Raw genomic sequence first — 18,273 nt, forward strand, 5'->3', positions numbered from 1 at the left:
CTAAGGAACGCAGACTAAGAACGCCACGTCCTGTGGCAACGTCTGCATGACTCACATCCTGTGGGCCTCAAGCACAAGACGAGCCTCCCGGAAAGGCGTTCTTTGCCTTTTGGGAGGCTCGTCTTGTGACCTCGAGGGGGTAGGCGCTGAAGCTAGACATTAAAGAGAGGAGGTGCTCCCTCCTCTCTTTAAATTTGCTGAATTTTAATATATAGCTCTTCTTTCTCGTCTTCAGTAAGAAGATTTTCTGCCATAGGGAAAAGGACGTTTTCTTCTTTAGAAAAGTGCTTGGTCAGAGTGTAGTATGCCTTTTTAATTAGCCCTGAGTGTTCGGCCATTTCTTTTTCAGTCAAATGCTCTTTTCCTTCCGCTGCTCTTAAGAAGGCTTTAATACAGCTTTTAGCTTCATCATGCTCATACTCCATAACAGCGATAGGGCCTGTTCCTTTACCAAGGTATTGTTCCATCATGCGGAAAAGGACACCTTCCTCCCTTTCTGAATGCGGATCAAGCTTAATGCAGAAATTCTGTACATGTTCAGTTAACTTTTTAAAAAGAGCTCTGTCTGGAGATTCTTCCATTTTAATAGTGATATGAAGAAGTTCTTCAAGCATTGCCAAAAGAGGAGGATGCTCCTCTTTCAGCTGTTTCAGCCCTTTGCTAAGATTGATTGAACCATTTCCTATCATGGAGCTCATACAGCCTTCCATCCGTAAACCCCTCCTATCTATTATAGGTTTATTATAAGAAATGGCAGGAAAGTTTGTTGTGATGCCCATCACTTTGTGCATTTCCAAAAAATTTTCTAAAAATTTAAATAATTTTGTGCAATCTTCTCATTTTTTGCCATATAATAAAGGTAAGTTATCTTTATATCGGCGCAGCTAAACCCGTAAATTGTTAGGAGGGATTAAAATGTATCTGCCAACTTACTATGATTTTTATCAAAAATGCCTTATTCAGGCCAATTCAGCTGACTCATTCCTTTCCACGGGGCAAACCCATTGGCTTATCGCTCTGGAAGGACAGCTTAAAGAACAGGAAAAAGAGTTTTATTGCTGGAAAGTAACCATTTATCCATCAAATTCACAAGGAAGTTTTTCATGGAATGAAGCATTATATTCTTCATCACTTCATGATTGCATCCATAAAGCATTTGAACATGCTAGAGAAATTGAAGCCAATATCAAAGATTCACAGTTCAGTTTTTTAAATAGACAAGAAAAAATCAGCTAGCCTCAAAAAATCATTTCTCCTTCGCTCCATCTTTTTTTACCCACGCATGTGAAATAACATACATATAGGTAAATTCTACTTCTAACCAAGATCCAATAGTAATTCAATTTTTAATACAATAAAAAAAGAGCCTAGACAAACTAAGCTCTCCAGATTATAGGGGGTCAACTATAATAGTTCGACCACATTCAGTTTAACAAATTCTGCCTGAAAAATTAAGTTACTAAAGCACTATTACTCAAAAGCATTAACGCGTCAGTTTAGAAAATACTTTTAGTATTCATAGTTTATATATATCTTGTTAACAGTTTTTTAATATTTTAATTTTATAATGTCAATGTACCGAAAGATAAAGCCTTTTTCATTCCCCCCTTTTCAAAACCGGCCAATTCGATGGCCGGTTTTTGTATTATCCCTAAGGGCTGATTTATGCAAGCCTGAATACTATTCCATGACCGCCTTTAGGATATTCCCATTTAATATTCTGATACGGGCATCCTATTCTGCAGCTGCCGCACTCATGACACCCTTCGTAACCGACCTGCATTCTTAATCCTTCCCATTTATAGACCTCAGCCGGGCAGAAAATGGTGCATATTTTATCGGGGCACTTTGTCATACAGATATCATGATCCAATACGGTAAGATGTGATTTCGTATCTGCCTTAAAACGAACTAAATATTGCTTTTCTTCGATCGTTTTCGTTGACATTATTTCACCGCCTTCCATGCCCTGTACATGTCTTGAAGAACACGAATAGTCCCGCGTTCACTGGTGAAGCTCTTCATAATTTCTTTTTGCTTTTCTTTCTTAGGTGTCCCATCAACTGTAAAGAATTTGTTCGCTGCCCTGTTCAGCATCGGAACATATTCTTTAAAATACTGCGGGTAGTGTTCAAATGTGTGAGCTGCATCTTTATATTTTTCCAGGTCCTTAATAATAAAGCTTTGATACAGTTTTTCCCTGTATTGATTCAGGCTGGTTTCGCTAAAATCACCCCGTTCTTGGGCGGCAATGATGGTTTCTGCAGCCATCGTTCCGGAAGCCATGGCCATATTGGAGCCTTCTCGGTGAATGGCATTAACAAGCTGTGCCGCATCACCTGCTAGAAGGACACCATTTCCGGCCACTTTCGGCACAGAATGGTAGCCACCTTCAGGAATCAAGTGAGCCAGATATTCGGCGGACTCTCCCCCTTCAATTAATGGTCTTACCATAGGATGTGTTTTTAAATAATCCAGCAGGTCATAAGGCTTAAGCTTTGCCTTGATCATGCTTGACAGCGTTGTTCCCACACCAATATTGATACTATCTTTATTGGTGTAAATAAAAGCGGTGCCGAGATTGCCTTTCGTGGAGTCCCCGAAAATTTCAATCGTACAGCCCTGGTTGTCTTCCAGGTTAAAGCGGTCATTAATCTTGTCTTTAGAAAGATTAATGACCTCCATTACTGTCAGCGCCACTTCATCAGGGCGGAATTCTTTATGGTAGCCAAGCTGCTTTGCCAGCAGTGAATTCACACCATCTGCCAAAACCACTACATCTGCATATATATCACCATCCGGACGGTCAGTTCTTACACCAACCACTTTTCCATTTTCAGTCAGACACTCAAGTACGACCGTCTCATTTATTAGTAGAACGCCCTGTTCAACCCCTTTCTTTGCAAACCATTGATCAAATGGCGCCCGGAGCACTGTAAAATTATTATATGGTTCCTTCCCCCACTCAAGACCTTTATAGCCAAAACTCACTGCCGATTCTTTATCCATCATCCAAAATCGCTGTTCTATGACAGGCCGTTCGAGTGGGGCTTCTTTCCAAAACTCCGGAATGATTTCCTCCATTTGCTTACGGTATAATACTCCCCCCATTACATTTTTGCTGCCCGGATATTCTCCTCTTTCAATTTGAAGGACCTTTAGGCCGTTTTTAGCACAGGTGTAAGCACAGGAAGTTCCTGCAGGGCCTGCACCGACCACAATGACATCAAACTTTTCAGACATAGCTCATTTCACCCCCTCTTTCTCTTGCTTCCTTGAACTCTTTAATCAGCTTCGGAACAATTTCAAGTGCATCACCTACGATACCGTAAGTTGCTACATCGAATATAGGGGCTTGTGGATCCTTGTTAATCGCAATAATAAACTCTGAATTCTTCATGCCTACAACATGTTGAATTGCCCCTGAAATCCCAATAGCAAAATAGATCTTTGGTGTGATGGTTTCTCCGGTCTGCCCCACCTGCTGTTCATGCGGAAGCCATCCTGCCTCCACTACATCCCTTGTACCCCCTACAGTCGCTCCAATGGTGTCAGCAAGCTCATGGATCAGCTGAAAGTTTTGAAGATCCCCCATCCCTTTTCCGCCTGCAACTACAACATGGGCTTCAGCTAAATTCACTTTTTTTGTGACATCTTTCACAATTTTAATCACCTTTGTGCGCATGTCATCTTCTCTCAGCGCAATTGGCTCCTCTATAACCTCACCATGTCTATCAGGATCGGGCTCCATTGCTTTCATAACCTTAGGACGGACAGTAGCCATCTGCGGCCGATGCTTTTTGCAGAGGATGGTTGCCATTATATTCCCTCCAAATGCAGGGCGGCTTGCTTCAAGCAGCCTCTTTTCCACTTCGACATCCAGCATGGTTGTATCCGCCGTCAACCCAGTACTGAGATCTGTGGCAACTGCACTGGCTAAATCTTTACCATTGGAGGTGGCTCCATATAAAAATATTTCAGGTTTATATTTTTCGGCAAGATTGATAACTGCCTTCATATAAGACTCTGTCCGGTAATCCTTCATTACTTCGTGGTCGATTACATAAACCTGATCGGCACCATATGCGATGACCTCCCGGCTTAAAGACTTAATTTCATACCCAAGCAGCACACCGGAAAGAGGCACCTCAAGCTTATCTGCCAGCTTTCTGCCTGCACCGAGCAATTCCAGGGAAACTCCCTCAATTTTCCCATCATTTTGTTCTATGAATACCCATACTCCACGGTACTCATCCATCATGTGAATCCCCCCTTATTTATTACTGTTATTTGCCTGCAAAAAGCTCTTTTTTATCACTAAGAAGCTCCAACAGCTGCTGAATCTGTTCATCTGCATTCCCTTCCAGCCTTTTCCCTCCTTCCGGCTTTGGAGGGGTAAACATTTTACCCACTATCGTAGGAGATCCCTTCAATCCGAGCTGTGTTCGGTCCACACCTTCAAGATCATTAACAGACCAGATAACCGGCTCATATCTGGCAGCTTTTATCATATTAGGCATAGGGGAATATTCTATGCTGTTAATCTCTTTTTCAACGGTCAGCAGGCAAGGGATTTGAGCTTGAATTAATTCATATCCGTCCGTAATTTTCCTTTTGATCAGAATCGTTTTTTCACTTTCATTAACTTCGGCTACCTCGATCACATTGGTGACTGGCGGAATATCCAGCCGCCTTGCGATACCAGGTCCAACCTGGCCGGTATCTCCATCAATGGCATGCTTTCCGCATAGAATTAAATCCACAGGCATATCTTTTGAAATGCGTTCTAATGCTTTTGACAGGGCATAGCTTGTTGCCAATGTGTCGGCACCGGCAAATGCACGGTCAGAGATTAAAAATCCGCGGTCCGCCCCAATTTCGATACTTTTCTTAATAACTGCCACAGCCTGTGGAGGTCCCATGGATAAGACTGATATGGTGCCTTTTCCAATGGCCTTTGTAATTCTCACAGCTTCCTGCACTGCATGGGCGTCATAAGGGTTCAAAATGGCAGGAGCACTGCGCCGGTCAAGGGTATTGGTTTTGGGATTGATTTTAATGATTTTAGTATCAGGCACTTGCTTGACACACACAACTATGTGCATTTTTTTCTTTCCCTCCTCTTAACTTAAAGCTTGTATGAGTATTGAGTGATAAAAAAGCTTTGTATTACGATATATGATTCTCTATACAGGCATAGTACTTCTTTAATGAATTAATATGTTTATTACTAGAATTGCGGCAGACACAAAAAAAAGAACCCTTCACGGATCCTTTTTACTCCCTTGTTATCTATGCTCAAAAAATATACTCAGTTATTTAAATTATACAACTGCTTTCTTCCATGATAGAATCATTTGCCTGAATGAAACTCTCATACTTTTCTTTTGTTCCTTCTCCCGTTTAATGAAGCATTGATATTCAAAAATCAATTGATCGAGTTCCTGGCTGCAGCGAACCGTTTCCTGGCTTGCCATTCCTTTTTTCCTGGCCGTTTCTATCATTTTTTCCCTTTTTAGCTGAATTTCAGTCAGCAGCTGTATTCTTTTCTTGCCCAACTTTCTTCCTCCTAATCCTATCTCTTTTATCCGATATAAATGTATCTACTTGAAGCATTATTACAAGAATTTCTATAAATGTAAATAGATTCGCAATATTAGACAATCTTTTTCCCAATTAATTTTAATCGACACTAATTTCACATCAGCCTCATGGGTTTTCGACACCTTCTGCTAAATAAAAACAAGTGAAACCAACAGTAGTTAATAAAAAATTTACAAGATCAGATAATGTAAAAATAAACCATTTAATATTGTGAGAAAATAAAAAAACCCATTGCCGTGGCAATGGGTTAACGAATCATTGATGGACTTCCTCTTCTTCATAAATTGGCACCCATCCTTCAGCAGAAACAAAAATCCGGATGGCAACTACCTTTCTATCATCCTGCAGAGTAAAATAATGGCGGGTATTTTCGGGAACGGATATTAAATCGCCAGGATTAAGGAATACCTCAAAGAATTCCCCATCTTTTCCTTGTATAATAAAAACTCCATGACCGCTGACAATAAATCTCACCTCATCGTCTGTATGATGGTGTTCCTGCTGGAAATTCTGAAGAAGCTGTTCCAAATTCGGTGTATTCTCTGAAAGGGAGATCACATCCTGTGCCTTGTATCCTCTTCTCTCTGAAATATCCTTAATTTCTGCAGCAAATGTATCCAGTATTTCTTGTTTTTCATCATCGGAAAGCAAATATCTCTCCTTGAGGCTTTCAGGCAATTTATCTATTGGCCATTGCTCATAGATAACCTCCTGTTCTTTCAGAAAAGAAGCAGCCTCTTCCTGGTTCCTGATTTCTTTTTTTGAGTTTTTCAATACGATGTATGCCAAACTAATCAACCCTCTCTATTAAAATATTTTCGGCATTGTTTAAAAACTGAGCTTGCCAATTACACTACTTTGAATAGCTGATTGGGCCTATGTTCCAGAAGCCTTAGCTGATAGCGGAAAAGAAATTCTGAAGCCTCAAGTATCTTCTTAGCCTCAAAGGAGGTTTTGCCCCAAACTGTAATTCCGTGATTTCTTATTAAAATTGCACCTGAATCTTCATGTATATGGGAAGAAAAACATTTTGCCAGAGCAGGAATATGCGCATAATTAGGAATAATCGGAATCCTAAGAACAGCGTCTTCCTCCCATTTATCAAATGCTTTAATGAGCTCTTGTCCTTTAAATGTTACTGCCTCCTGATCACCATAAATTTCTGAGATGACATTATTATCAATTGTATGTACATGAAGACTGCATTCAGCTTTTGTTCTTCTGTATATTTCTGTATGCAGAAGTGTTTCAGCGGATGGCTTAAGATGGGTGGCCCCCACTGGCCGGCCAAATTCATCCACAAGGAGAAAGTCTTCATCAGTGCGTTTCCGTTTATCCTTCCCGCTTGCTGTTACAAGAAATTGAAGCGGACTTGCGCTCACTTTAATCGCAAGATTTCCACTCGTTCCCATGAACCAGTCCCTAACTGCGAGCTCGTCTTTAATATCTGCAAGTTCATTCCATTTTTCATCAAGTGTGCTCATACCCTCACCTCATTTAACTTTTTTAAGGCCTTAATGCAATCATAGAATGTTTCAAAGGAGTTATGCTTAAGGTTCAACTCTTTGCTTTTTTTCAAGAGCAAGTCTCTTGCAATGACAAAGTCCGCCAGTTTTGCAGCCTCAAGGTCGGTTATTGAATCACCGATTACCACTTTCACTGTGTCCTCATCCTCTAATTTCCTCATAATGGAAGGCTTGCAGCAGCCGCAATTATTATCGCATTTTTGATCACAGCTATGGGGCCATAAGATTTTTATGGTATCGCCGCTAAAATCGGAACTATTGCAGAACACTGCTTCAAAGGGTCCATACTTGTCCAGAACGGGAGCCACAAAAAAATCTATGCCCCCGCTTACTATATAAAGCGGTATATCTTCTTCTGCCAGATAATCGACAAATGTCTGAAATCCCTCTCTTACTTTTGCATTTTCTAATACGAAATCTGTGAGTTCAGCTTTCAGATTGCTTGGGAGAAGGGAAAACATCTTTCCCACTCCCTCTTTAATAGAAATTTCCTGCTGCAGAACTTGATTTTTAATCCCTTCCCATTGGGAGGGAGCAAAATGCTTCATAATATTGATGATGTTATCTTTTTCGGTAATAGTTCCATCAAAGTCGCAAAAAACCGTTATTTTAGCCATTCTTTACAGCCACCTCTTTGTACCCCCACAAATCAATCGCTCTTTTTAATTCAGGAAGGTCTGTTCGAGCATCGGCCAAAGAAGCTCCCTTTAAAGTCAAATCAATCGCCTGGCGGAATGCCAAACCGCCTCCTCTTGCCCCATCCGGATGCCCGTGTACGCCGCCTCCGGCATTGACTACACTGTTTATTCCGAAGTCTTCAAAAAGCAAAGGCACTAAACCCGGATGGATGCCGGCTGAGGGAACCGGAAAAGCTCTTTTGCAGAAATCATCCGCTGTCAGGCTATCCGCAATTGATAGAGCCTGTGTTTTTTCAAGGGCAACTGTCCCATAAGGTGATGGGAATAGAGACAAGTCAGCTCCTGCATACCTGAGCAGTTTGCCTAAAAGCAAAGGATAGGAGATTCCATAAATACTTGAAGCTGAGAGGGCTCCGCTAACTGCAGGATGTGCCATGATAGGCAGTTCAATCTCATTATCTTCCCTTAAAGACTGTAATACATCGAGCCCATAAGAGAATACATTGAAGAGAAGCAGATCAGCCCCAAGACTGGATGCCTTTCTTGCCTTATCTTTTAATTCAAACGATCTGCCTGTTAAATTGACAGCATATAAGGTCCGATGGCCTGTTTCCTCATAAACCTGACTTAACACCTTTTTTCCTTCTTTTATCCGCGCTTCTAACGGTGTTAGGCTGTTTTCAAATAAAATCTCATCGTCTTTCACAAGATCTATGCCGCCCATGGCCTGTTCCCGCAGCTGTGAAGTCAAAAAATCCATATCTTTGCCGAGCACTCCTTTGAAGATGCTCATCAGTAGAGGTCTGTCATATACATTTAATTTTCCCCTCAGCCCTTCAATCCCAAATCGAGGTCCGGGGAAAAAACTTTTTAGTTCATTGGAAAATTGTAAATCCAGCAGTTTAATCTTTCCGTCCAGTGACAGTTTACCAAAGACTGTTGTTAATATTGCCGGTAAATCCGGACTAAAATTTACAGCAGGATAGGCGATCTTAATAATCGCAGCTGTTTCCCTGCTTTCTGCATCTCTTGTAAAGGTTTCAACAGAAACGACCCTGCCTTTATGCTTCTCCAGCTGCTGCTTTTCAAGCTCCGGCAGATGGGTCCATGATCCCACTGTTAAACCTAAAGCGATTTCCTCCGCTTTTTTCTCCGGATTATGTTTTTCATCATGTACAAGGTACGCTGCAATAATTTCACTCATGAATCTTCTTCCTTTCAATATCAAAGAATGAAAAAAATAAAAAACCTCTTCAAATAAGAAGAGGTTAGCATAGCAATCTAACATCTTCTTATCTTTCAGCTATAAGCTGCAAGATTTAGCACCGTGCTTAAGTTTAAGTCGGTTGCCGGGCTTCATAGGGCTAGTCCCTCCGCCTGCTCTTGATAAGAAAACGAAATCAATTATTCAGTTAATTTAGAAATTTAATTAGAATTATGACAGTGCTTAATACTTTTGTCAATTTAATTTTTGAAAAAATTTAAATTTTGTATTCGCCCTACCGCTTCTTTAAGTCTTTCTTCGGATGTCAGCAAACCGGCTCTCACAAATCCTTCTCCAAACTGGCCGAACCCATTGCCTGGTGCAACTGCAATATGCGCTTTTTCCAGCAGATACTCAGCAAACTCTTCAGATGTAAATGATTCCGGGACCTTAAGCCATGCAAAAAAAGAGCCCTTAGGAGCTTGTACATCCCACCCAATTTCCCTGAGGCCGGAAATGAAAGTATTTCGTCTGGATTCGTAGATCGAATTCAACTCTTTTACACAATCCTGGGAGCCTGACAGAGCAGCTGCTGCAGCTTCCTGAACAGCTCCAAACAAGCTGACGTAAAGATGATCCTGCATCAGGTTCAGTGCTGCAATAACGCTTGCATTTCCAACTGCAAACCCTACTCTCCAGCCAGCCATATTAAAGGTCTTAGATAGTGTATAAATTTCAATTCCAACCTCTTTTGCACCTTCTGCCTGAAGAAAACTTACAGGTCTTTTTCCGTCAAATCCAATTCCGCCATATGCAAAGTCATGAACGATGCATATGGCGTGGCTTCGGCTTATTTCAACTGTTTTCTGAAAAAAATCTATGTTTGCCACTGCTCCAGTAGGGTTATTTGGATAATTAAGAAACATCAATTTGGCTGAATTAAGCTCCTCAGCTGACAATTCAGTGTATACAGGCAAGAAGTTATTTTCCTCTCTCAGAGGCATTGTCACCATTTTTGCTTTAGCCAGCGCAACTCCTGACCAATAATCAGGATATCCCGGGTCCGGAACCAATACGCTGTCCCCGGGATTTAAAAGGCATTGAGGGATTTCAACAAGTCCTGCTTTGCCTCCAAAAAGGATGGCTATTTCAGTATCGGGATCCAAATCTACATCATATTCCCTTTTATAAAAGTCAGCTGCTGCCTTTTTTAAATACGGGTAACCCTGAAAAGGAGAATACTTATGGTTTTGAGGGTTTTCAGCTGCACTTTGAAGACGCTTGACAATATGCTCCGGGGTAGGCAGATCAGGATTTCCCTGTCCCAGATTGATGACATCATGACCCTGTTCAAGCTTATTACCCACCTTAGCTGTCAAAGAGGCAAAAAACTGTTTAGGCAGACTTTTTAAAAGTGCTGATTGCGGATAATTAATCAAATTGTTCACCTGCTTAAAAAAATGATTGAAAATATAGTCACAAATGATATAACGTAAATGATAAGCTGTAAAGTAAAATTTAGAAAATTTCTATCTATCGGACTAATCATATCATAAGGAAAAGATGATTGTGGGGGAGTTAAATGAAATTAAAGATTGCCTGTTTACAAATGGATATTGCCTTTGGAAAACCTGAGAAGAATTTTATAGCGGCTGAAGCCATGATTAATAAAGCTCTTAAGTCTAATCCGGACGTTTTGGTTCTTCCGGAGCTTTGGACGACAGGCTATGATTTGACCAGATTAGATGAAATAGCAGATCAGGATGCTGCCTTTGCACTGGCTTTTTTGAAAGAGGCAGCACAAAAAAACAAGGTTCACCTGATTGGCGGTTCTGTTGCAAAGAAAACTTCCGAGGGCATTTACAATACTCTGCTGATTGTAGACCACAATGGTGACCTTTTGCATGAATACAGCAAGCTGCACTTATTCAAGCTTATGAATGAACATCTCTATTTGAAAGGAGGGTCAGCCAGGGGAGGGTTTTCGCTGGACAAAAGGAAATTTGCAGGAATGATTTGTTATGATATCCGTTTTCCTGAGTGGGTGCGTATCCATACAGCGGAAGGTGCAGAAGCTGTATTTGTAGTAGCCCAATGGCCATTGGCCCGGCTTTCACATTGGCGTTCGCTTTTGATTGCACGTGCCATTGAAAACCAGTGCTATGTCATTGCATGCAACCGTTCCGGCTCTGATCCTGCTAATGTCTTTGCAGGTCATTCAATGATTATAGATCCTTGGGGTGATGTGCTCGCTGAAGGCTCTGAAACTGAAGAAATCCTGCATGCTGAAATTGACCTGGATAAAGTGAAGGAAGTCCGCAGCTTAATTCCGATTTTTGATGACCGCAAACCGGATTTTTACCGCGGATGACTTTGCAGAGGGCCCTGTCAGGGCCCTGCTTACCCTTCTATTTTTGACCACATTTCAGGTGGATTTAATTCGTAAATGCCATTTTCGCGGTACATATAATGGTTAATTATAAATTCTCTCCGTATAGTAGCATAGTCTTCATGATACTGTTTGATATATTCGTTAAGCTCTTTTTCTTCATATTTTTTGCCCATTTTCAAGCCTTTAATTAAATGCTCAAAAACCATGAGTTTCTTCTTTCTCTGAGCTGGAATATTCTTCAGCTTTCCATCTCTGGTAAAAAAATTTTCAATAACCTTCTGGTTTTCTGAATTTTGTTCCTCCATTTTTTCAACCTCCTCTTTGTCTGCCAATTTTGCAAGAACACCTGACTGGTGTTTCAGTACGGATTCATTCAGATAAAAATAAACAGTATTTTTATCTCTTCTTTGATAAACGAGGTTTATTTCCCGCAGTTTATTTAGGTGATGGGTAATGGTAGGCGGGGTTAAGCCAAGCTTTCCTGCTATCGCCTGGCCATGCAGCGGCCCTTTGGCAAGGAGAAAAACAATCCGGATTCTGGTAGGGTCTCCCATTGTCTTATAAAAAGCTACTAAACGATTTAATTGCATAAATACGTGCCTCATTTCGATTAATATCTAATTAGATATTAATCGAATATGATTCATTTCGTCAACAGAATATGAAAAATCCAAAAAAAAAATCACCTTAAAAGGGTGATTTGATAACTATTTAGCATAATTGGCCCCTTCAAGGGATAATAATATTTCTTTAATTTCTGTCCTGCTGCCTGCATACCCCGTTAAAGATTTATTCTTGCCGATAACACGATGGCAAGGAATAATGATTGGAAGGCGATTGGCCTTATTTGCTTGTCCAATGGCCCGCACAGCTTTATCTTTCCCTATATTAACAGCAATGTCCTGATAGCTTCTTGTCTCGCCAAAAGGAATGAGGCAAAGCTCTTTCCATACTGCTTTTTGAAATTCAGTTCCATGAGGCTCTATTGGAATATCAAACTCCTTCCTATGTCCGTCAAAGTATTCCTCAAGCTGGAGAGTACACTTTTTGATCAAAGAGTCAGAGGGATCAAATTGCAGGGATAAGACCTCTTCCCCTTCCATAAAGTCAGCTTCCCCCATGTATAAAGCAGAAAGGATTCCATTTTCTGCTACAATGTAAATGTCTCCAGCCGGTGTCACTTTTTTAGAATAAACTCTTCTTGCCATTTCATTCCCGCCTTATAATATGGGCAAATAGATGTGGAAAACAGTTCCTTCACCCAATTTGCTTTCCACTTCAATTGTTCCGTTGTGTTCTTCTATAATTTTATATGTAACCATTAATCCAAGTCCAGTGCCTCTTTCCTTTGTAGTATAGAAGGGCTCACCAAGCTTTTTTATTTTATGCGCAGGAATCCCTGTTCCTTCATCTCTTATGGATATGTGAACTTTATGAGCAGAATCTTTCTGAATGGATACTGTAATATATCCGCCTTTAGGCATGACTTCAATTGCATTTTTTATTATATTGATAAAGACCTTTTTCATTTGATTGGATTCACAGAAAACCTTGGGTAAATTCTGTTCATAATAAGTATTGAATTGAACATTGTGGAGCACGGCCTGGGCACTAAGGAGATCTACTGTTTCTTTCATTATTTGTGAAATGTCTTTTTCTACAAATTTGACAGCTTGAGGCTTAGCGAGAATTAGAAATTCATTAATAATTGAATCAATCCTGCTGAGCTCAGTGGTGATCACATTGAAATACATCGTATGATCTTCTTTAACACTGCCCTCCAGAAGCTGAATAAAGCCTTTAAGAGCCGTCATTGGATTTCTGATCTCGTGTGCAATCCCTGCTGCCAATTCTCCAATGACATTCAAGGTGTCTGATTTCCGAAGCTGTTCTTCCATTTCCAGCTTTTCAGTAATATCTTTAAATGTCGTCATACTGATATTAGAAAAAATATTCAGCTTGTTGGAAAACTCGAAAAATTTTTTCCTGCCTGTTTTTAAAGTAATGGAAAGGTTCCCGTCTGATTGCCCCTCTGAGTGTATGTTTCTTATCTGCTCTTTTAATTCTTCATCAGTTATATTGCAGTCATTCAAAATACTATGCAGTGATACTCCGATAAGATCCTCTTTTGTCATCTGCAGCATTCTCTGACCTGATTGATTAATATCGACTATTTGAAACTGATCGTTCCATAGAAGAATACCTTCAAGAGCCCCTTCAAAAATCATGCGAAATTTTTGTTCGCTTTCCCTTAAGCTTTTTTCCATGGCATGACGCTCACTGACATTTCTGAAGATTGTCATATGGTAGCCTTCAACAGAGTTCAATTTCACTGTAAACTCCAAAGATTTGAACTGGCCATTCGGCATAAGAAAAACAAGCTCATCCCTTATTGACCCCTTAATGAACATCTCTTTAACAATGTTTCTGTATCTTTCCGACTTTTCATAAACAAAATCTTTTACCTTTTTTTTGATTAGCTCATCATGTGTACATTCAAAAATTCGGCAAGCGGCCTCATTAGCATCGATAATTTCGCCATTCTCGCCCCAAAAAATAATTCCATCCAGAGCTTCTACAAATAAGTCAGCATACAGCTCTTCATTCTTTTTTACTTTCCGTTCAAGCAGCCGCTTATTTGTGACATCTCTTAATATACACATATAAAAACCGCTTTCATTAAGGGTGCTGGTAGTAAAATCAAACTCTATAATACTTCTGCCGTTATATACTGAAAGGATGCCCCTGACACTTTTATTCTTTTTCAATAGTTCCTTTTGCTTTTCAAGCTTGAAATGCTTATTTTCCGGCACGATCTCAAACAGGCTCCTGCCTATCAGCTGCTGTTTATCCATCTTTATGCTTTCAGCAAATGATGGATTGACATCAATTATTTTCTCCTCGCTGTCAAAAATTAAAATTCCATCTTTTGAGTGAGAGAATAAATTATATCCAGGCGAATTGCCATTAGCCAATAAATTATTTTCCTTTTCCAAAGTCTCAATCCTGGCATAGAGTCTCCTGATTTCCTGATTCATAATGACCACTCTATTTCCTCCTATTGGGATTTGCAATTAATTAAATATTTCTACAAAATCAGACTAAAACCTTTAAATCTCAGGGAAAACTGTCTTAAATAATTTTTATATTAAGTGCTTTGGATAGAAAGGAAGAAGCATACCCTATAACGAGTATGCCTGGATTTTACAGTTTAAATTTTGCAATCATCACATTTAATTGTTCTGCCAATTCCGACAGAGACTGTGCATTATCTGAGATTTCCTCCATTGAATGGTTAGTCTGAGCCATTGATGCACTCGTTTGTTCGATGCCTGCAGCAGATTCCTCAGAAACTGCTGCAATATTGCCAATGGACTGATTCATATGTGAAGAATTAATTGATACTTGCTCGAGGCTGCGTGAAATGTCGCTGACATTGGTGGACATTAAGTTAACTGCCTCATAAATTTTTTGGAATGTTTGTCCTGTCAGTTGAATTTGCTCCGTTCCCTTTTCAACCTGAACATAGCCTGTTTGAAGTGACACGGCTACACTGTTTGACTCAGCTTGAATACCTCCAACAATCTTGGTGATATCTGATACCGAATAGGATACCTGTTCAGCCAGCTTCCTAACCTCATCTGCCACGACCGCAAAACCTCTTCCGTGCTCACCTGCTCTGGCAGCTTCGATTGCTGCGTTTAATGCGAGCAGGTTGGTCTGGTCAGCAATTTCCTTTATGACCTTAACTAACCTTGAGATTTGTTTGGTCTGATCATCCAGTCCATTAACCTTGTCAACAGACGACTTCATAATCTGATTAATTAATCCCATTTGTTCCTGGGATTCTTTCATAAGCTTGTTTCCATCCTCAGTAAGCGATAACACCTCTGTAGAAGCACTCTTGATTTCATTCCCGCTGTATGCTGCTTCTTTCACTTTTCCCAGGTACTCGTCCATCAATAAAGACAAACGTGTTGCAGAGCCAGCCTGATCCTCAGCTCCTCCTGAAAGCTCCTGCATGGTTGAAGCAACCTGCTGACTGGCTGCTTTCACTTCATTTGCAGCAATATTCAGTTCTGCGCTTCTTTCTGTAACATATCCAGAAACTGCATTAATTTCCTGAATCATAGTCTGCAGTTTTTCTTTCATGGAATTCATGGCTCTGCTGAGCTGTGCAATTTCATCATTACCCTCATATTCTACTGAATCCGCATTGAGGTTTCCTTTTGCTATTTCATTTGAGAACTGTACGATCGATGTTAATTTTTTTGAAATAATACGTCCTATAAAAACAATACTTGCGATTCCAAGGATAGCGGATACGATGATTGAAATGCCAAGTGCTATCAAAGTCAGAATAAGACTGGCTTTTGCAGAAGATACAGCCTTTTGCTGGTCCTCTTTCATCATGCTGCTAAGCGTATTCAATTTTTCAACCGTTTCAAAAATTATATTGTCTGCCTGCAATTTCCCGAGCCTATATTCTCTTTCATGCTGAAGTTTTACTTTTGGTTCAATGACGTCATGAAATAAACTGGTGATTTTTTGATCATTTTCATCAATTTGCTTAAAAAGATTTTTGGATTTTGTATTGCTCAGATCCGGAGAAATTTCCCTCTTTAATTTATTAAATTCCTCTGTCAGCTGGTCAAATGTCTTTAAATGTTTAGGATTGGAGTCAATGATAAAGTTTCCAATCGTGCTCCCTTTATGATGAAATGTGGCCGCTGATTCAGTAATTTTAATGGCTTTTTCTCCAGAATACTTAACAGTCTCCAATTTTGAATTGGCAATTGTAAGCAGAAAAAAAGTAAGGACTGTTGAAACTGTGAATAGACCAATGGTCACAAAAAGCGCAACCCCATATTTCTGACCAAGCTTCAGATTCTTCCACCAGCCAGTGCCGGCCATTTTATTAAAAAACTTTCCTATATCAAGCTCTTTTGACTTGGATGAGGCTTTTCGTGCCTTCTTTCCTGATTTGAATTTCCATACCCCTTTCAAATTACTTCCCCCTTTGTGAATTAACCAGATGAGAACAATTGAACTAGTTTATTTCTAATTCTTTTTTACTATTCTTTCAATTCATTATAATAGAACAAAAAAGACATTTGAAGATTATTTTTCCAATTTATCTTATTCTGGCACGTCTTCTGGCTTTTCCCTTTATGATTTCTTTAGTATAGATTTTTAAAGCTTGGCATTCTAAACGAACTGCTACTATTTATCTGAAACAAAAATGACAATCGTTTCAAAATTTTTGAAACAGACTTGAAAAAACTTTCGCATCCTTATAATATATGAGTTGTTTGCCGTTTTTTATATATAACAGAGTTTTAATTTGTATGGTACAGTCATTTCAATACTTTTTTAATTTACTTTTTCTGTAAATATAACCTCCTATTTACACGAGAAATGAAGTTTGCTTCATGTTAAAGTGGGTAAAGACAGAGAGAGTATTTTTTTGGGGGTCTTTAATAGAGGAGGACATATGAAACAACGTGACTTTTACTTCGACAATGCTAAGTTTATCTTGATCTTCTTTGTCGTTTTCGGGCATTTGCTCCGCTCTTTTATTGAAGATAACGAGACAATTTATACAGTATATAAAGTGATTTATACGTTCCATATGCCGGCATTTATACTGGTATCCGGTTTTTTTGCAAAAGGCTTTTATAAAAAAGGCTATATAAAGAAAATTGCCAAAAAGCTAATACTGCCATATATCATTTTCCAGGTTATTTATTCCGTATTTTATTACTTTTTATATAATAAAGGCACCTTTGAGCTGGATCCTTTTAACCCGCATTGGTCATTATGGTTCCTGATCAGCATGTTCTGCTGGAATATCATGCTTTTATTCTTCGCAAAGTATAAAGCGGTTTACTCCCTGGCAGCTGCTTTTATCATAGGGCTTGCTGTCGGATATGCTGATTGGATTTCAAACTATCTAAGTTTATCAAGGACGTTTGTGTTCTTCCCTTTATTTTTATTGGGATACTTTTTAAAGAAAGAGCATTTATATGCTCTTTTCCAGCCGAAGTTCAGAATTAGTGCATTTGCTATTTTTTCTGTAGTCTTTATCGGCTTTTATCTTTACCCTGAAGTGGATTACAAATGGCTGCTTGGATCGAAGCCATATACTGAAATGGGGGCAGCTTCCATTGGGGCAGTCTTTACGAGATTGGGCTTTTATATCCTAAGCTTAATTATGGTATTTAGCTTCTTTGCTTTTGTGCCGCGCAAACAATATTTCTTTACTAATTTAGGAAAGAATACACTTTATGTATATCTGCTCCACGGGTTCTTTGTTCGGGTATTCAGAGAAAGTGAGGTACAGGGCTTTTTCACTAAACCGGAAAATTTCCTGCTGCTTGCCGGTATATCGCTGCTGCTGACCTTGCTTCTCTCAAGCAAACTGATTACTTCATTTGCACAGCCAATCATTGAACTGAAAACATCACAGCTTAAAAAGCTGAAAGATAGATCAAAGGCATATGCAAGATTTTATCGTAAAAAACTTACTAGTTAGATCAGAAGCCGGTCATGTATTAATGGCCGGTTTTTACTGTTAGGCATAACCATTGACCATTTTTGATTATGCGGTTATAATAAGTAACTGTGTTCTATTATTTGTCTCAGCAGCTCAGCTAAGCGTAAACTTCACTGAAATACATCCCTGTAGCTTTGTTTCGACGCATTTGCTTCTTGTATAGGCTTGCAGAGGAAGAAACAGGATATGCCAATCATATTTGTATTGCAAACAATTTAATTATGCCATCATGTCTCAGTAGCTCAGCTGGATAGAGCGACAGCCTCCTAAGCTGTAGGTCGTGAGTTCGAATCTCGCCTGGGACGCTACAAAAAAAACGCCAACAAAATTTTGGCGTTTTTTCTTGTTCTTAT

The 18,273-nt window shown here is 39.6% G+C and carries 18 protein-coding genes, 1 tRNA gene and 1 riboswitch; of the genes, 4 read left to right on the top strand and 15 right to left on the bottom strand.

What is annotated here, in order from left to right; translation table 11 throughout:
• Positions 1 to 188: 188 nt before the first annotated feature.
• Positions 189 to 710: a hemerythrin domain-containing protein gene (locus tag NYE23_RS13130; RefSeq protein WP_341078434.1), complete on the bottom strand. Its 522-nt coding sequence runs from the start codon at positions 708 to 710 to the stop codon at positions 189 to 191.
• A 205-nt stretch (positions 711 to 915) separates the two neighbouring features.
• Here NYE23_RS13130 and NYE23_RS13135 point away from each other — a divergent pair, with 205 nt between their 5' ends.
• Positions 916 to 1,236 carry a hypothetical protein gene (locus NYE23_RS13135; protein WP_341078436.1) on the top strand — a complete coding sequence of 107 codons (321 nt, stop codon included), beginning with the start codon at positions 916 to 918 and terminating at the stop codon, positions 1,234 to 1,236.
• A gap of 427 nt (positions 1,237 to 1,663) precedes the next feature.
• Here the strand turns inward: NYE23_RS13135 and NYE23_RS13140 are convergent, their stop codons facing one another.
• The 10 genes from NYE23_RS13140 to NYE23_RS13185 all read right to left on the bottom strand — a co-directional run bounded on the left by NYE23_RS13140 (position 1,664) and on the right by NYE23_RS13185 (position 10,411).
• Positions 1,664 to 1,948, bottom strand: coding sequence for a ferredoxin family protein (locus tag NYE23_RS13140; RefSeq protein ID WP_019381639.1), 285 nt, complete (start codon positions 1,946 to 1,948; stop codon positions 1,664 to 1,666).
• The gene (locus tag NYE23_RS13145) at positions 1,948 to 3,243 is read right to left on the bottom strand and encodes an FAD-dependent oxidoreductase (protein ID WP_341078439.1); all 1,296 of its coding nucleotides are present in this window, start codon (positions 3,241 to 3,243) and stop codon (positions 1,948 to 1,950) included. The genes NYE23_RS13140 and NYE23_RS13145 overlap by 1 nt, the downstream gene beginning before the upstream one ends.
• Positions 3,236 to 4,261, bottom strand: a complete 1,026-nt coding sequence (locus NYE23_RS13150; protein WP_341078442.1) for an electron transfer flavoprotein subunit alpha/FixB family protein — start codon at positions 4,259 to 4,261, stop codon at positions 3,236 to 3,238. The genes NYE23_RS13145 and NYE23_RS13150 overlap by 8 nt, the downstream gene beginning before the upstream one ends.
• Positions 4,262 to 4,286: 25 nt before the next feature.
• A complete protein-coding gene (locus tag NYE23_RS13155; protein WP_341078444.1) occupies positions 4,287 to 5,105 on the bottom strand; it encodes an electron transfer flavoprotein subunit beta/FixA family protein in 819 nt (272 codons plus the stop codon).
• Positions 5,106 to 5,324: 219 nt separating this feature from the next.
• Complete coding sequence (locus NYE23_RS13160; protein WP_341078446.1) at positions 5,325 to 5,558, bottom strand: aspartyl-phosphate phosphatase Spo0E family protein; 234 nt, start codon at positions 5,556 to 5,558, stop codon at positions 5,325 to 5,327.
• A gap of 301 nt (positions 5,559 to 5,859) precedes the next feature.
• On the bottom strand, positions 5,860 to 6,393 hold the full coding sequence (locus NYE23_RS13165; protein ID WP_341078448.1) for a 1,2-dihydroxy-3-keto-5-methylthiopentene dioxygenase: 534 nt from the start codon (positions 6,391 to 6,393) through the stop codon (positions 5,860 to 5,862).
• Between the two features lie 59 nt (positions 6,394 to 6,452).
• The gene (locus tag NYE23_RS13170; RefSeq protein WP_341078450.1) at positions 6,453 to 7,088 is read right to left on the bottom strand and encodes a methylthioribulose 1-phosphate dehydratase; all 636 of its coding nucleotides are present in this window, start codon (positions 7,086 to 7,088) and stop codon (positions 6,453 to 6,455) included.
• On the bottom strand, positions 7,085 to 7,747 hold the full coding sequence (locus NYE23_RS13175; protein ID WP_341078452.1) for a 2-hydroxy-3-keto-5-methylthiopentenyl-1-phosphate phosphatase: 663 nt from the start codon (positions 7,745 to 7,747) through the stop codon (positions 7,085 to 7,087). The genes NYE23_RS13170 and NYE23_RS13175 overlap by 4 nt, the downstream gene beginning before the upstream one ends.
• Positions 7,740 to 8,972, bottom strand: a complete 1,233-nt coding sequence (locus NYE23_RS13180; protein WP_341078453.1) for a 2,3-diketo-5-methylthiopentyl-1-phosphate enolase — start codon at positions 8,970 to 8,972, stop codon at positions 7,740 to 7,742. The genes NYE23_RS13175 and NYE23_RS13180 overlap by 8 nt, the downstream gene beginning before the upstream one ends.
• An 85-nt stretch (positions 8,973 to 9,057) precedes the next feature.
• A riboswitch (SAM riboswitch) is annotated at positions 9,058 to 9,161 on the bottom strand.
• Between the two features lie 71 nt (positions 9,162 to 9,232).
• Positions 9,233 to 10,411 (bottom strand): pyridoxal phosphate-dependent aminotransferase, encoded by a 1,179-nt coding sequence (locus NYE23_RS13185; protein WP_341078454.1) that lies wholly within the window; start codon positions 10,409 to 10,411, stop codon positions 9,233 to 9,235.
• A 143-nt stretch (positions 10,412 to 10,554) separates the two neighbouring features.
• Here NYE23_RS13185 and NYE23_RS13190 point away from each other — a divergent pair, with 143 nt between their 5' ends.
• Entirely contained in the window at positions 10,555 to 11,343 is a 789-nt protein-coding gene (locus tag NYE23_RS13190) for a carbon-nitrogen family hydrolase (protein WP_341078455.1), read from the top strand.
• Positions 11,344 to 11,372: 29 nt separating this feature from the next.
• Here the strand turns inward: NYE23_RS13190 and NYE23_RS13195 are convergent, their stop codons facing one another.
• The 4 genes from NYE23_RS13195 to NYE23_RS13210 form a co-directional block, all read right to left on the bottom strand.
• Entirely contained in the window at positions 11,373 to 11,954 is a 582-nt protein-coding gene (locus tag NYE23_RS13195) for a DUF2087 domain-containing protein (protein ID WP_341078456.1), read from the bottom strand.
• Between the two features lie 117 nt (positions 11,955 to 12,071).
• Positions 12,072 to 12,572 (bottom strand): methylated-DNA--[protein]-cysteine S-methyltransferase, encoded by a 501-nt coding sequence (locus NYE23_RS13200; protein WP_341078457.1) that lies wholly within the window; start codon positions 12,570 to 12,572, stop codon positions 12,072 to 12,074.
• A gap of 12 nt (positions 12,573 to 12,584) precedes the next feature.
• Positions 12,585 to 14,402 carry a PAS domain S-box protein gene (locus NYE23_RS13205; protein WP_341080726.1) on the bottom strand — a complete coding sequence of 606 codons (1,818 nt, stop codon included), beginning with the start codon at positions 14,400 to 14,402 and terminating at the stop codon, positions 12,585 to 12,587.
• Between the two features lie 166 nt (positions 14,403 to 14,568).
• A complete protein-coding gene (locus NYE23_RS13210) occupies positions 14,569 to 16,371 on the bottom strand; it encodes a methyl-accepting chemotaxis protein (protein WP_341078459.1) in 1,803 nt (600 codons plus the stop codon).
• A 487-nt stretch (positions 16,372 to 16,858) separates the two neighbouring features.
• Between NYE23_RS13210 and NYE23_RS13215 the strand changes: the two genes are divergently transcribed.
• Positions 16,859 to 17,899 carry an acyltransferase family protein gene (locus NYE23_RS13215; RefSeq protein ID WP_341078461.1) on the top strand — a complete coding sequence of 347 codons (1,041 nt, stop codon included), beginning with the start codon at positions 16,859 to 16,861 and terminating at the stop codon, positions 17,897 to 17,899.
• Between the two features lie 252 nt (positions 17,900 to 18,151).
• Positions 18,152 to 18,225, top strand: a tRNA-Arg gene (locus NYE23_RS13220).
• The last annotated feature ends 48 nt before the right edge of the window (positions 18,226 to 18,273 follow it).

It is taken from the genome of Cytobacillus sp. FSL H8-0458, assembly GCF_038002165.1.
Taxonomy (GTDB): Bacteria; Bacillota; Bacilli; order Bacillales; family Cytobacillaceae; genus Cytobacillus.